This is a genomic window from Pseudokineococcus basanitobsidens, assembly GCF_037482545.1.
In the GTDB taxonomy this organism is placed as follows: Bacteria; Actinomycetota; Actinomycetes; order Actinomycetales; family Quadrisphaeraceae; genus Pseudokineococcus; species Pseudokineococcus basanitobsidens.
In genome coordinates this window covers 17,648-31,653 of record NZ_JBBIAA010000028.1, presented here as the reverse complement: position 1 = coordinate 31,653, position 14,006 = coordinate 17,648, and the positions used below count along the sequence as shown (strand labels likewise).

Sequence of the window (14,006 nt, the reverse complement as noted above, 5' to 3'; positions counted from 1 at the left end):
CGCCGGCGCGGCCTCGTGCGCCGCGCCGCCGCGGTCGCCGCCCCGGCGCTGGTCGCGGGGGCGGCCTACGTCGTCGCGGTGCACCGGCCCCGCGGCGCCGGGGTCGTGGGCGCGATGAGCCACCGGGAGGCCCGGCCCGGCTCCGACCGGGTGCACGTCGTCGGCCGCACGGACGCCGGCACCCCCGGCCCGGGCGGCGACGCCCTGCCGCCCGTCGTCCTCGTGCACGGGCTCGGGATGTCGGGCCGCTCCCTGCAGGCCCTCGTCCGACGGGTCGGGGCCACGACGTGGGCGCTGGCTCCCGACCTGCCCGGGTACGGGCGCAGCCCGCGCCCCCGGCGGGGGGCGCTCGGCGTCGGAGAGCTCGCCGACGCCGTCGTGGCGTGGATGCGCGTCCGCGGCGTCGGCCCCGCCGTGCTCGTCGGTCACTCCCTGGGGGCGCAGGTGGCGGGCGAGGTCGCGCTGCGGGCGCCCGACCTCGTGCTCCGGCTCGTCGTCGTCGCGCCGACGGGCGACCCGGAGAGCCCCGGCGTGCTCGGTCTCGCGGCCCGCCTCGCCCGCGACGGGCTCCGCGAACGGCCGTCGCTCGTCGGCGTCGCGGCCCTCGACTACCTGCGCGCCGGTCCGGGCCAGATGCTCGTCCTCATGGGGCGGGCGCTGCGGCGCGCGCGCTCCGAGCTGGACGAGCGCCTGCCCGTCCCCCTGCTGGTCACCCGTGGCGAGCTCGACCCCGTCGTCCGCCAGGAGTGGTGCGAGCGGCTCGCGGGGGCCGTCGACCGGGGGCGGTGCGAGGCCGTGCCGGGCCACGCGCACGGCGTCGCCTTCGACGCGCCACCCGCGCTCGTCCGCCTCGTCCTCGCGGAGGTCCGCGCCGCCGCAGGACGGTGACGCCCCGGCCGCGACCGCCGACCCCACGCGGCCCCGCCGGGTGCCACCATCCCGGGGCGCCGTCGGGCTCCCGGCGGGTCGGGGCGGGGCGGGGAGGCCGGCGGTGGGGTCGACGACGAGGTCGAGCGGGGCGGCAGCTCGCGGCGGCGCGCGACGGGGCGGTCGGCACCGGGGTCCCGGGGCGCTGGCGGCGTCCCTGGCCGTGGGCGCGCTCCTGGCGGCCGGCTGCGCCACGGGCACCGGCGGGGACGGCGGCGAGGCGGTGGACTACGACGCCGACGCCCCTGTCGGCGGCGAGCTCGTGGTCGCGGGCTTCGGCACGGGGGACGAGGTGGGCGCGGTCCGGCTCGCGACGGCCGAGGCGGCGATGCCCGACGTCGACGTGCAGCTCGTCGAGGGGGACCTGGACGTCCAGCAGTTCCTGTCCGCCGTCGCGGCCGACGACCCGCCCGACGTCATCGGCGCCAACCGCGACCAGATCGGCACGCTGGCCGCCCGCGGCGCCGTCGTCCCGCTCGACGCCTGCCTGGAGGGCGAGGGGGTCGACACGTCGGTCTACCGCGACTCGGCGCTCGGGCAGCTGACGCTGGACGGAGCCCTCTACGGCGTCCCGGAGTTCAACCAGGTGCAGGTCGTCATGGCGAACCAGCAGCTGCTGGACGAGGCCGGGCTGACGCTCGCCGACGTCGACGGCTCGAGCTGGGAGGCCGTGGGGGCGGCCGCCGAGGCGATGGCGGTCCGCGAGGACGGCGACCTGCAGGTCATCGGCTACGACAGCAAGCTCCCGGAGTTCCTCCCGCTGTGGGCGCAGGCCGACGGCGTGCGACTGCTGTCCGACGACGGCCGCACGGCGCACCTCGACGACCCGGCGGTCGTCGAGGCGCTGACCTTCGCCGCCGACGTCTACGCACGGCAGGGCGGCTTCAGCGCCGTCAAGGCGAACCGGGACGCGCAGGACTTCTTCGGCGCGGAGAACCAGTTCGCCACCGGCGTCCTCGGGGCCATGCCCTTCGAGCAGTGGTACCTCAACGTCCTCGACGAGGTCTCGCCGGACGCCCCGGTCGTGTTCGGCACGGTGAAGACCCGGGAGGGCGAGCCGGTCGCCTACACGGCCGGCTCGGCGTGGGCGATCCCCGCGGGCAGCGGCAACCCGCAGGCCGCCTGCCGGCTCGCGGTGACGATGACGGCGACCGACACCTGGATGGCCGCGGCGCAGGCCCGCGTCGACGCCGTGGAGGCCGACGGCCGGCGCTTCACCGGGCTGCTCACCGCCAACACCGAGGCCGACGAGCGCATCCGCACCGAGCTCGTCGAGCCGCAGGACCTGCCCGAGCCGTGGGCGAGCGGCGTCGACGCGGTCTACGCCGCCGAGGACGCGTCCTTCAGCTTCGCGGCGAACCCGGCCGACGCCGAGTTCACCCAGGCCTGGCAGGACGCGGCCAACCGTGTCGTCAACGGCCAGATGGAGCCGCAGGAGTCGCTCGAGCGGGCCCAGCAGGAGGCGCAGGCGGCCCTCGACGCCGCGTGGGCGGAGTGGGATGAGCGCGGCTGACGCCCGTCCCGGGCCCGCCACCGGGGCCGGGGCCACCCGGGCCGGCCGGTCCCCGCGCCCGCCCCTGAGCCGGGGGGCGCGGGCGCGCCGGCGCCGGGACACGCGGGCGGCGCTGCTGTTCATCAGCCCCTGGGTCGTGGGGTTCGCCGTCTTCACCGCGTGGCCGATGCTCTACAGCGCCTACCTGTCCCTCACCGACTACGACGTCATCAACGCCCCGTCCTTCGTCGGGCTGGACAACTACCGCCGCCTCGCCGACGACCCCGACGTGGTGCTGGCCGTGGGCAACACGCTCTGGTACGCCGTCGTCCAGGTGCCGCTGCACGTGCTGACCTCGCTGGGCCTGGCGCTGCTGCTCGAGCGCGCCGGCGGGCGGACCGCAGGGTTCTTCCGCACCGCGTTCTACCTGCCGAACATGACGCCGCCGGTCGCCGTCGGCGTGCTCCTGCTGCTGCTGTTCAACGGCCAGAGCGGCCTCGTCAACGAGGTGCTGGGCTGGGTGGGGGTCGACGGGCCGGCGTGGACGACGGACCCGGCGTGGGTCAAGCCGGGCCTGGTGCTCGTCAGCCTGCTGACGACGGGCTCGTCGGTGATCATCCTGCTCGCGGCGCTGCGGGACGTCCCGCGCGAGCTCTACGACGCCGCGCTCGTCGACGGCGCCGGCTTCTGGCGCCGGACGCTGCGGATCACCGTCCCCATGATCAGCGGGCCGCTCTTCTTCGTCACCGTCATCGGCACCATCAGCGCGCTGCAGGCCTTCACCGAGGCCTACACCGCCTACTTCGGCGCGGGGAACTCCACGTACAGCAACGACGCCGCGCTCTTCTACTCGATCCACCTGTTCCGCACGGCGTTCGAGTACCTGCAGATGGGCTACGCCTCCGCGATGGCCTGGGCGCTGTTCGTCGTCATCCTGCTCGTGACCCTCGTCCAGCTGCGGCTGTCGAGGCGCTTCGTCTACTACGAGGGGGACCAGCGGTGAGCGCCGGCGCCGGCCTGGGGGGCACGCCGGGCGGCGGCGTCGCGGGGGGCGCGAGCGGGACGGGTGCCGTGGGCGCCGCGCAGGGGGACCCGTCGGCCGTCGCCGCGGCCCGGGCGACGGGCGTGACCGGCCGACCGCCGGCGACCCCGTCGCCCGGGGCCCCGCCCGCCCGGCGCCGCCGCCGGCGGTGGACGCCCGGCCGGGTCGCCGTGCTGGCGGCGCTCGTCGCGGCGACGGTCGTCTTCACCTACCCGCTCGTGTGGCTCGTGTCGGCGTCCTTCAAGCCGCGCGCGCAGGTCTTCGACAACCGCCTCGTCCCGGCGGACCCGACGCTGGCCAACTACGTCGAGGTCTGGCAGCAGGCGCCGCTGCTGCTGTGGCTCGGCAACACGGTGCTCGTGACCGTGCTGGCCGCGGTGGCGGTGACGGTGTCCAGCTCGCTCGTCGCGTGGGGCTTCGCGTACTTCCGCTTCCCGCTGCGGGGGCCGCTGTTCGCCCTCGTGCTCGCGACCATGATGCTGCCCGGCGCCGTGACGATGATCCCGACGTTCCTCATCTGGAACTCGGTCGGCCTCACCGACACCCTCGTCCCGCTGTGGGCCGGCAACCTCTTCGGCAGCGCCTTCTACGTCTTCCTGCTCCGGCAGTTCTTCCTCGGCCTGCCGCGGGAGACCTTCGAGGCGGCGACCATCGACGGGGCGGACAACTGGCAGCTCTTCTGGCGCATCGCGCTGCCGCTGACCAAGCCGGCCGTCGTCGTCACCCTGCTCTTTGAGTTCCAGGCCGCGTGGACCGACCTCATGCGCCCGCTCATCTACCTGCGGTCGGCGGAGAACTTCACCGTGCCGCGCGGCCTCAAGACGCTCGTCGACACCTTCGGCGCGGGCGGCGAGTTCCAGTGGCAGGTCGTCATCACCGCGAGCGTCATCACCACCGTGCCGATGGTCGTGCTCTTCTTCCTCGGCCAGAAGCACTTCGTCCAGGGCATCGCCACGACCGGCTCCAAGGGCTGAGCCCGCGCCGGGCACGCGTCCTCCACGGAGGGCGGAGGGCTGGAGGGCGAAGGGCGTCCGGCGCCGGGTGGCAGGACGGCTGCGCCCGCGGCAGCGTGGCCCGGCGACCGGTGGCGCGCGCCGGGCGTGCCGCGACGCACGGGACGGGAGCCTGCGCATGACCACCACCACCTCCGACGGGTCGGCGACCGACCGCGACCACCTGCGGCGCACCCTCGAGCTGGCGTCGGCGAACGTGGACGACGGGGGCAAGCCCTTCGCCTGCGTCGTCGTCGACGCCGCCACCGGGGAGGTGCTCGTGGAGGCCGTCAACCACGTGGCCCAGACCGGCGACGTGACGGCGCACGCCGAGGTCACGGCCCTGCGCGAGCTCGCGGCCGCGGGGCGCGGGGAGCTCACCGGCTGCGACGTCTTCGTCACCGCCTCGCCGTGCCCGATGTGCCTGGGCGCGCTCTACTACGCCGCCCCCGAGCGCGTCGTCTACGCCGCCACCCGCGCGCAGGAGGGCGAGCACTACGAGGACGGCGGGCGCTACTTCGAGCTCGCGACCTTCTACGACGAGTACGCGAGGCCGGAGACGGACCGCGCGCTGCCGATGGCCCAGGGCGAGGTGTCGGACCCCCAGCAGCCGTTCCGCCGCTACCGCGAGCGGCACACGGACGGCTGACGCCACCCGAGGTGCGCTGACACGACCCGTCGCCGTGTCCGGTGGCGATCGCCGTCGGCAGTCGGTCATGTCGTCGTCCTCAGAGATGACAGCGGCGGTCAGGTCGCTCACTCACGTCCCCTCGAGAGGGAACCTGCGGTCACCCGGCGGGGCCTTCCTCGACGACGACCTCCATCTCGACGACCACCTCCCTCTCGGCGACCACCTCCATCTCGGCGACGACATCGAGCGTGTCGTCGCGGACGGCGGCCGTGGTGGCTGCGGCCCCGACGAGCGGGCCACGGGCGGTCGACGGCCCGGGCGGACCTCGTGGTGGGCGAGGCAGGCTCGGCGGCCCCCGCGCCGACGCGCCGGCGCCGCCCTACCCGCACGTGGCGCCGGTACCGGGGAGGACCTCCCGGTACCGGCGCCGTCGCACCCGTGGGCCGGTCAGTGCGCCGGCAGCACCTCCACGGTGAGCACCACGGGCTCCGGGTCGGTGTCGACGTCACCCGGCTCGGCCCGCAGGTCGAGCNCTTCCCCCCCCGCCGTCGCACCCGTGGGCCGGTCAGTGCGCCGGCAGCACCTCCACGGTGAGCACCACGGGCTCCGGGTCGGTGTCGACGTCACCCGGCTCGGCCCGCAGGTCGAGCGTGACGGGGACGTCGTACGTGCCCGGCCGCAGCCGGCCGGTGCCGACCGCGGAGACCTCCAGGTCGACCGTCGTGCTCTCCTGCCTGCGGGGGACGTCGGCGGCGCGGGGGACGGGCCGCACCCGCAGCCCGGTCGGGGCGTCCGCCCGCAGGTGCACCTCGCCCAGGCCGGAGTACCGGCGCACCACGACCTGCGCCGTGGCCGAGCCGCCCTGGCGCACCTGCACCGGCTCGGCCGGGGCCTGCGCCGTGTAGCTGACCTCGCCCTCGCGCATCGACGTCGGCCGGTCGGCGCGGTCGGCACCGAAGGCGGGGTCGGGGGTCGCGGACAGCTCCAGCTCGACGTCGCCGCCGTCGGCGACGAGGGACGTCGGGAGCGACGAGCGCGTCCACCGCTCGCCGTCGACGCGCACGCCGGTCACGTACTGCGCGTCCGTGCCGGCGCCGTCGGCGGTGATCGTCACCGGCGCACCGCCCTCGGGCCGCACCTCGACCCGCGGGAACAGCGGGGAGCCGAGGACCAGCTCGTTGCGGCTCGGGTCGACGGGGTAGGCGCCCATCGCCGAGAACACGTACCAGCTGGACATCGTGCCGAGGTCGTCGTTGCCGGGGATGCCGCCGGGCTCGGGCGACCAGATCTGGTCCATGGTGGCCCGCACCGTCTCGGCCGCCTTCCACGGCGCCCCCGCGTAGCTGTAGAGGTACGGGACGTGGATCGACGGCTCGTTGTCCATGTTCACGTAGGTGTTGTCGTCCCAGCTGCCGACGAGCCGCCAGCTGCCGTCCGGGCCGCGGAAGTGCCCGTCCAGACGGGAGACCGCCGCGTCGTCGCCGCCCATCGTCGCGATGAGGCCGGCCGGGTCGTGCTGCACGTGCCACACGTAGACCGCGGCGGTGCCCTCGACGAAGCCGGCCGACGACGCCGGGTCGAAGTACTCCTCGGTCTGCCCGTCCTCGCCCTCGCGCCGGGCGTTGGGCACCCAGGTGCCGTCGGCGCGGCGGTCCTGGAAGTAGCCGCCCCCGGGCGTCGCCCCGTGGTGGAACTGGCGCTGCCAGGCCTGCGCCCGGGGGGCGAACTGCGCGACGACGTCGTCACGCCCGGCGTCGCGCGCCAGCTCGGCGATCGCGTCGTCGGCGACGGAGTTCTCCAGCGTCTCGTCCGCGCAGCCCCAGGCGAAGCAGCCCGCCGGGTAGTAGCCGTGCTCGAGGTAGTCCGCCAGCGAGGGGCGCTGGCCGATCGGCGCGACGTTGCCGCCGAGGTCCGTGCCGTCCAGCGCGGTGGGCACCGTGGCCGCCCGCACGAGCGAGTCGAGGGACTCCTCGAGCGGGAACCCCGTCCCGCCGAAGGCGTGGATGCCGGCCAGCGCGGTCGGCGACGGGTCGCCCGCCATGACGTGCGTGGCCCCGGACTGGTGCGTCCAGCGGTCCCAGACGCCGTCGTTCTGCTCGGCCTGGTTCAGCAGCGACGTCGCGAGGTCGCTCCCGACCTGCGGCTGAAGCCACGACAGCAGCTGCACCTGGCCGCGGTAGACGTCCCACCCGGAGAAGTTGGCGTACTGGGCCCCCTGGCCCTCGCGCACGTGCTGCACCTCCTGGTCGGCCACCGTGTCGCCGAACCCGCGGTAGCGACCGTCGACGTCGCTCGCGAGGCTCGGGTGGATGAGCGCGTGGTACAGCGCCGTGTAGAAGGTCGTGGTGCGGTCCTGCGTGCCGCCGCCGACGCGGACGCGCGAGAGCTGCTCGTCCCACGCGTCGCGGGCGCCCTCGCGGACCTCGTCGAACGTCGTCCCCGGCGGGTTCTCCGCCCGGAGGTTGGCCTGCGCCCCCTCGAGGCTCACGTAGGAGATGCCGACGCGGGCGCCGACCTCGGTGGGCCCGTCGTCGTCGGCCTCGAAGGTCACGTAGCCGCCGGAGCCGCGACCGGCCGGCGGGAAGCCGTCCTCGCCGAAGGTCGTGCCGCCGCTCGCCGCCGTGCTGCCCGGGCTCAGCGCGTCGTCGACCCAGGTGCCCTCGGAGGCGAAGTCGGTGTCGAACTGCACCGTGAAGTACAGCGTGTAGTACGGGCGCCGGTCGACGGCGCCGGCGTTCGTCCCGGAGTCCCCGCCGATGTAGCCGCAGAAGTTCCCGCTCGTCACCGAGCCGGACACCGTGCGCGTCGCCGCGTCGATGTCCACGGTCGCGTCGGTCGAGCCGAGCTCGCTGTCGGACGTGCGCAGCAGCATCGTCGCGGGCGACCCGGCGGGGTAGGTGAAGCGCCCCGAGCCGGTGCGCTCGGTCGTCGTCAGGTCCACGCCGACGCCCGAGTCCAGGTCGACGGCGTACCGCCCGGCCTCCGCGGTCTCGTGCTCGTGCGAGAACGTCGTCGAGTAGACCTCGCCCGTCCCGTCGGCCGACGGCGACGAGTCGACCTCGCCGGGGTAGGGGAAGAACGGGACGTCGCCCGAGGCCCCGGCGCAGCCCGTCGCCGACAGGTGCGTGAGGCTGAAGCCGCGGACCTGGTCGGCGTCGTAGGCGTAGCCGCCCGGCGCGGCGGTGCGCTGCGGCGAGGTGCCGCGGAACAGCTCGGGGCTCCACGCCGCCATCCCGAACGGCCGGACGGCGCCCGGGAAGGTGTTGCCGGCGTTCGTCGTCCCGACCAGCGGGTCGACGAAGGACGTCGGGTCGTCGACCAGCGCCGGCCCCGTCGCGGCCGAGGCCGCCGCGGAGCCGACGGGGACGAGCGCCAGCGCGAGGGCGCTCGCCAGGGCGGCGCGGCCCCGGCGTCCCGGGGGTCGTGGCGCGCGACGGCGCGCCTCCTGCGGGGTCCTGCTCATGGCGGTCCGTCCTCCTCGTCGAGGCAGCGAGCCCGGGGCGTCACGGGCGAAGGGCCCGACCCGGACATCTGACGCCCGCCAGGGGACCGCTGCGTGACATCGTTGTCAAGAGCGACGGGCGGACGACGTGCCCGCGTGGGCGGCACCACGGGGGCGGGACGTCCGGGTGGGGCCGGGCCCCGGGCGGGCGGGCGCGGGTCCCGCCGGGTCAGGATGCGCGCATGGTGCGCAACGTGGTGGTGGGCCGGCTGCGGGCCGGCGTGGAGCTCTCGGCGCTCGAGCCGGGGCTGACGGCGATCGCGGCGCTGGACCCGCCGGGCCTGGTCTCGCTCGCCCTCGGGGTGGACGCGCGGCTGCGCGAGGAGTTGTGGGACTTCGCGATCACGAGCGACTTCGCCGACGAGGACGCCTACCGCGCCTACGACGCCGACCCCGAGCACGGCAGGGTGCGCCGGGAGCTCTTCGCGCCCTTCTGCGAGCAGATCGCGCGGGTGCAGCTGGTCCTGTGACGGCGCACCCGGAGCACGGGGAAGGGGGGCTCAGCCCGCGAGCACCGCCCACCCGTGCGGGCCGAGGCGCACGGAGCCGCCGTCCAGGTGCGCCTCGCCGGCGAGCACCTCGGTGGCGCCGGGGACCTCGAGCGTCACGGGCCCGTCCTCGAGCGAGAGCGCCAGCAGCAGGCGCTCGCCGGGCCCGCCCTCGGAGGCGACGACGAGGCGGCGGTTCTCCACCTGCAGCACCGACGGGCGCGCCGTGTGCAGCCACCGGTGGCGCCGGCGCAGCCCGACGAGCTCCTGGTGCAGCGCCATGACGGGCAGCCCGACGGGGGACAGGTCGTCGGGGGAGGCGGGCAGCGCGGGGCGGACGGCGTCGTCGCCGCCCTCGCGGTCCTCCTTGACGCCGCGGAAGCCGTGCTCGTCGCCGTAGTAGACCGACGGCGTGCCACCCGTCGTGAGCAGGACCACGAGCGCGTGCGCGAGGTGCCGCTCGTCCTCGAGCCGGCTCGCGATGCGCGTCACGTCGTGGTTGCCGACGAAGGTCTGCGGCGTGAAGTCCTCGAGGAAGCCGGCGTGCCGGCCCAGCGCGTGGGAGAGCTCCCACAGGTTGCCCTCGTTCAGCCCGGACCACACCGCCTTCCAGAGCTCGTACTGGGTCACGGCGTCGAGGTGCCCCTCGCGGACGGCGCCGGCGTAGTCGCCGTGGATGACCTCGCCGAGCAGGTAGGCGTCCGGGTGGCGCTCGCGGACCCGGTCGGACACCTGCGCCCAGAAGGACGACGGCACGGCGTAGGCGGCGTCCAGGCGCCATCCCGCCGCGCCCCGGTCGAGCCAGTGCGTCATGACGTGCGCGACGTGGTCGACGACGTCGGGGCTGGTGTGGTCCAGCGCGACGAGGTGGCGGTGGCCCTCGAAGTCGTCGTAGTCGGGCTCGACGCCGGGCGTCCACACCGACGGGTCGGCCGCGACGTCGTCGGGCCAGCGCAGCCGGAACCACGACGCCGTGGGCGCCGACGGTCCCTGCTCGAGGACGGCCCGGAACGCCGGGTGCTCGCGCCCGACGTGGTTGAAGACGCCGTCGAGCAGGACGCGCACGCCCGTCGCCGACGCCGCCGCGAAGAGCGCGTCGAGGTCGCCGTCGTCACCGAGGCGCGGGTCGACCCGCAGGTGGTCGACGGTGTCGTAGCCGTGGGTCTGCGAGGCGAACACCGGGCCCAGCAGCAGCCCGTTGGCCCCGAGGGCGAGGACGTGGTCCAGCCAGGCGGTGATCTGCGGGAGCCGGTGCACGGCCGCCGCTCCCGGGTCGCCGGTCTGCTCGGCGCCCACGGCGCCCAACGGGTAGACGTGCCACAGGACGGCGTCCTGCACCCAGGCGGGACCGTCGACGCGCGCGCTGCTCACGAGGACCAGCCTCCCGCACGGGACGGGCTGCTCAGGACCGCTGGAGCAGCCGGGGCGCCGCGTCGAGCCGCTCGGGGGACGGGGCGACGACGGTGCGGTCGCGTCCCTGCGCCTTGCCCTCGTAGAGCGCGCGGTCGGCGCGGCGCATGACCGCCTCGACGGTGTCGCCCGGCTGCCAGGCGGCGACCCCGACGGTGCACGTCTGCCCCGAGGGCACGCTGGCGTGCACCCGCCGTGCGACGGCGGCGGCCTCGTCGACGGTGCACCCGGGCAGCGCCAGGGCGAACTCCTCGCCGCCCCAGCGGGCGAGGACGTCACCGTCGCGCAGGTGGGTCTGCGCCGCGCAGGCGAAGACGCGCAGCAGCTCGTCGCCGGCCAGGTGGCCGTGCGAGTCGTTGTACCGCTTGAAGTGGTCGAGGTCGACGATGGCGAGCGCGAGCGGCTCGCCGGACCGGGTGGCCCGGGCCACCTCGGCGGCGGTCCTCTCGTCCCAGCGGCGCCGGTTGGCGAGCCCGGTGAGGGGGTCGCGGTCGGCCGCGGCGGCGAGGCGCCGCAGCAGGTCCTCGCGCTCGACGGCGGCGGCCGCCTCGCTGGCGAGCGTCTCGAGCATCGGCGGCACGTGCGCCGGCAGCGCGTCGCGGTGCTCGTGCCACACGAGCGCGAGCACGCCGACCGGCTCCTCCCCGCGCGCGAGCACGGGCTGCCACGCGCCGGAGGCGACACCGGCGAGCGAGCGCGCGCGCGAGGACATCTGCGCGCTGCCGCGGACGTCGGCGACGAAGGCGGGCCGTCCGCTGCGGAAGGCCCGGACGGTGAGCGACTCCTCGCCGTCCAGGGGGAACACGGCGGCCGAGGGGACGTCGTCGGCCGTCGCCGTCGTCGCGAGGTTGCCCACGCCGTCGGGCTCGAGGAGGTGGACGAGGTCCGCTCCCGTGATCTCGCGGGCGGCACGGCACACGGCGCCGCGGACGTCCTCCGTGGTGTGCAGCAGCCGGGCGGCGCGGGCGAGGACCTGCACGTGCTCGGCGCGCTCCTGCGCGTCCTCGGCCTGACGGCAGACCTGGTGCATCAGGACCTGGCGCTCGTCGCGGCCGAGCGCCAGGACCATCCCGAGGACGGCGACGACGCCGACGAAGGCCTGCACGATCAGGGCGCGGACGGCGTCGCTCGCCACGAAGGCGAAGGGGCCGTCGCCGGCCAGGGTGAAGGCGACGGCGACCACGCCGACCGCGAGGCCGTGCAGGGCGACGACGGTCGTGTCGAAGCGCAGCGCCGCCCACACGGTGAGCACGAGGAGCGGGAAGGCGATGGGCAGCGTCTGGAGGACGTCGAAGATGAGGACGTACGCGACGCCCGAGACCAGCAGGAGCAGCACGAGCTCGCCCGCGCCGGTGCGCCCGAGGGGCCGCAGCGGGAGGGCGACCGGCTGGGGGCGCCCGGAGCGCTCGCCGGCGGCCGCCCGCCGGCGGGCGGCGACGAGGTAGCCGACCCGGAGGCCGGCGCCGAGCAGGAGCAGCACGCTGACGGTGTTGCGGATGAGGTAGACGGCGGCGGCGAGGGGCGACCACCCGCCGCCCGTGAGGCCGATGGCGGTGACGCCCAGCGCGGCGCCCGCGGCGCTGCCGAGCAGCGACGCGCCGAGCAGGGCGCCCAGCTGCTGCGTGCCGGTGAGCGGCTCGCGCCCGCCGGCGCCCCACAGCTGCGGTGCCCACCGGGCGAGGAGGACGTGGACGACGGCGACCTGCACGAGGTTGGCGACGGCGAAGCCGACGGCGAGCGCGGGCGTCGCCCCCGTGGCGGTGTTGAGCACGACGGTCACCGCGACCAGCGCGGCCACGTCCACCGGGAGGGTCCGGGCCCCGCGCTGGACGGCGAACCACGTCGCCGCCACGCCGGCGGCGGGCCACACCAGGGACAGGCTCGTGCCGTCCATGACCGTGAGACGGCCGAGCAGCACGGCCAGCGCGAAGAGCCCCGCGAACGCCGCGCTGCGGGCGAGGGCGCTGCTCGCCGGACGGTGCGCGCGAGGGGGGACCGTCTCCATCCCCGTGGTGTCGGCAGCGCGGCGCCGGGACTTGAGCGGGGCCGCCTCAGCCCTGCGTCACGTGCTCGTACCCGGTCGGCGCGGAGGCCAGCAGCTGCCGTGCCGCCGCGCCGACGACGGCGGTGTACGTCGGGTAGGCGTACTCGACCCGGGCGAGGGTGGCGACGTCGACGCCCGCGGCCATCGCCGTCGTCACGGCCTGCACCACCTCGACGGCGCTCTCGCCGACGGCGTGCGCGCCGAGCAGCTGCTCGCGGCGCGAGTCCGCGACGAGCTTGAGGAAGCCGCGGGTGCGGTCGTCGATGACCGGCCGCTCCATCGCCGCGAAGGGGACCAGCGCGACGACGCAGCCGGGGTCGCGCTCGCGTGCCTGCGCCTCCGTGAGCCCCACGTCGGCGTAGTCGGGGTCGGTGAACCCGCCCGCGGGCAGCAGCTCGTGCCGGCGGCTGCGGCGCGGTCCGAGCACCGCGTTGACGGCGGCGTCCTCGGCCTCCCGGTGCGCGGCCTGCACGAGCATCGACTCCTGGTTGACGTCGCCGACGGCGTAGACGTGCTGGACGTTCGTCCGCAGGTGCTCGTCCACCGGGACGCCGCGCGCCGTGTGCTCGACGCCGGCCGCCTCCAGGCCGAGCCCCTCCAGGGACGCCGGCCAGCCGGTGCTCGTGATGACGACGTCGAAGACCTCCGAGCGCTCGCCCCCTCCGTCGTGCGCGCCCTCGGTCCACGTCAGCCGCACGCCCTCGCCGTCGCGCTCGAGGGAGGTGATGCCGGAGACGCCCGTCCGCACCCGCACGCCCTGCTCGACGAACGCCTGCTGGACGGCGGCGGAGACGTCGGCGTCGGTCTGGGCGAGGATCCGCGGCGCCACCTCCAGCAGCGTGACCTCGCTGCCCAGGGCGTCGAACACGGTGACGAGCTGCGCCCCGGTGTTGCCCGCCCCGACGACGGCCAGGCGCCGCGGGACCGCCGGGAGGTCGAGGACCTCCTCCGGGAGCACGGCCAGCTCGGCGCCCGGCACGGGGAGCCGGCGCGAGTGCCCGCCGACGGCGAGCACGACCGACCGCGCCCGCAGGCGCCGTCCGGTGGCCTCGAGCTCGACCTCGTGCGGACCGGTGAAGCGCGCCCGGCCCTCGAGCACGAGGTCGACGCCCGCGGCGGCGAGAGCCTCCTGCTCCGCCTTCGCGGCCTGCACCCGCTCGACGGTCTCCCGGACCCGCGCGACCGTGCGCGCCCAGTCGACGGGCTGCTCGGTGACGGCGATCCCGTAGTCGCCGGCCTGCCGGACCTCGCGGACGAGCCGCGCCGTCCTCGCCAGCACCCGCGTCGGCACGCACCCGGTGTTGACGCACGTGCCACCGGTGCGCCGGGCCTCGACCAGCGCCACGCGGGCGCCGAGGCCGGCCGCGCGCAGGGCGGCGGCCGTGCCGGCGGGACCCCCGCCGACCACGAGGACGTCGAGCTCGGCGCTGTCGTCGTCCATGGCGCCATCGTCGTGGCGGTCGGGAGGCGGCGCCCGC

At 76.1% G+C, this 14,006-nt stretch carries 10 protein-coding genes; 6 read left to right on the top strand and 4 right to left on the bottom strand.

From position 1 onward, the window contains the following. The 5 genes from WDZ17_RS15255 to WDZ17_RS15235 all read left to right on the top strand — a co-directional run. A partial coding sequence (locus WDZ17_RS15255) for an alpha/beta fold hydrolase (protein ID WP_339576036.1) occupies positions 1-888 on the top strand: 888 nt, incomplete at its 5' end. A 202-nt stretch (positions 889-1,090) separates the two neighbouring features. Beyond that, the gene (locus WDZ17_RS15250; protein WP_339576035.1) at positions 1,091-2,440 is read left to right on the top strand and encodes a type 2 periplasmic-binding domain-containing protein; all 1,350 of its coding nucleotides are present in this window, start codon (positions 1,091-1,093) and stop codon (positions 2,438-2,440) included. Next, complete coding sequence (locus WDZ17_RS15245) at positions 2,427-3,422, top strand: carbohydrate ABC transporter permease (RefSeq protein WP_339576034.1); 996 nt, start codon at positions 2,427-2,429, stop codon at positions 3,420-3,422. Before WDZ17_RS15250 ends, WDZ17_RS15245 begins: the two co-directional genes overlap by 14 nt. Further along, complete coding sequence (locus WDZ17_RS15240) at positions 3,419-4,435, top strand: carbohydrate ABC transporter permease (protein WP_339576033.1); 1,017 nt, start codon at positions 3,419-3,421, stop codon at positions 4,433-4,435. Before WDZ17_RS15245 ends, WDZ17_RS15240 begins: the two co-directional genes overlap by 4 nt. 157 nt (positions 4,436-4,592) lie before the next feature. Beyond that, complete coding sequence (locus WDZ17_RS15235; RefSeq protein ID WP_339576032.1) at positions 4,593-5,102, top strand: nucleoside deaminase; 510 nt, start codon at positions 4,593-4,595, stop codon at positions 5,100-5,102. Between the two features lie 547 nt (positions 5,103-5,649). Here WDZ17_RS15235 and WDZ17_RS15230 read toward each other — a convergent pair. Beyond that, positions 5,650-8,547 (bottom strand): GH92 family glycosyl hydrolase, encoded by a 2,898-nt coding sequence (locus WDZ17_RS15230; RefSeq protein WP_339576031.1) that lies wholly within the window; start codon positions 8,545-8,547, stop codon positions 5,650-5,652. A gap of 221 nt (positions 8,548-8,768) precedes the next feature. On the opposite strand from WDZ17_RS15230, the gene WDZ17_RS15225 reads away from it, so the two are divergent. Then, positions 8,769-9,056, top strand: a complete 288-nt coding sequence (locus WDZ17_RS15225; protein ID WP_339576030.1) for a Dabb family protein — start codon at positions 8,769-8,771, stop codon at positions 9,054-9,056. A 30-nt stretch (positions 9,057-9,086) separates the two neighbouring features. Here the strand turns inward: WDZ17_RS15225 and WDZ17_RS15220 are convergent, their stop codons facing one another. The 3 genes from WDZ17_RS15220 to WDZ17_RS15210 are packed head-to-tail and all read right to left on the bottom strand — an operon-like array spanning position 9,087 to position 13,969. Then, on the bottom strand, positions 9,087-10,445 hold the full coding sequence (locus tag WDZ17_RS15220) for an alpha-amylase family glycosyl hydrolase (protein ID WP_339576029.1): 1,359 nt from the start codon (positions 10,443-10,445) through the stop codon (positions 9,087-9,089). A gap of 31 nt (positions 10,446-10,476) precedes the next feature. Further along, positions 10,477-12,489, bottom strand: coding sequence for a sensor domain-containing diguanylate cyclase (locus WDZ17_RS15215; RefSeq protein WP_339576028.1), 2,013 nt, complete (start codon positions 12,487-12,489; stop codon positions 10,477-10,479). Positions 12,490-12,535: 46 nt separating this feature from the next. Then, complete coding sequence (locus WDZ17_RS15210; protein WP_339576027.1) at positions 12,536-13,969, bottom strand: dihydrolipoyl dehydrogenase family protein; 1,434 nt, start codon at positions 13,967-13,969, stop codon at positions 12,536-12,538. Positions 13,970-14,006: the final 37 nt, after the last annotated feature.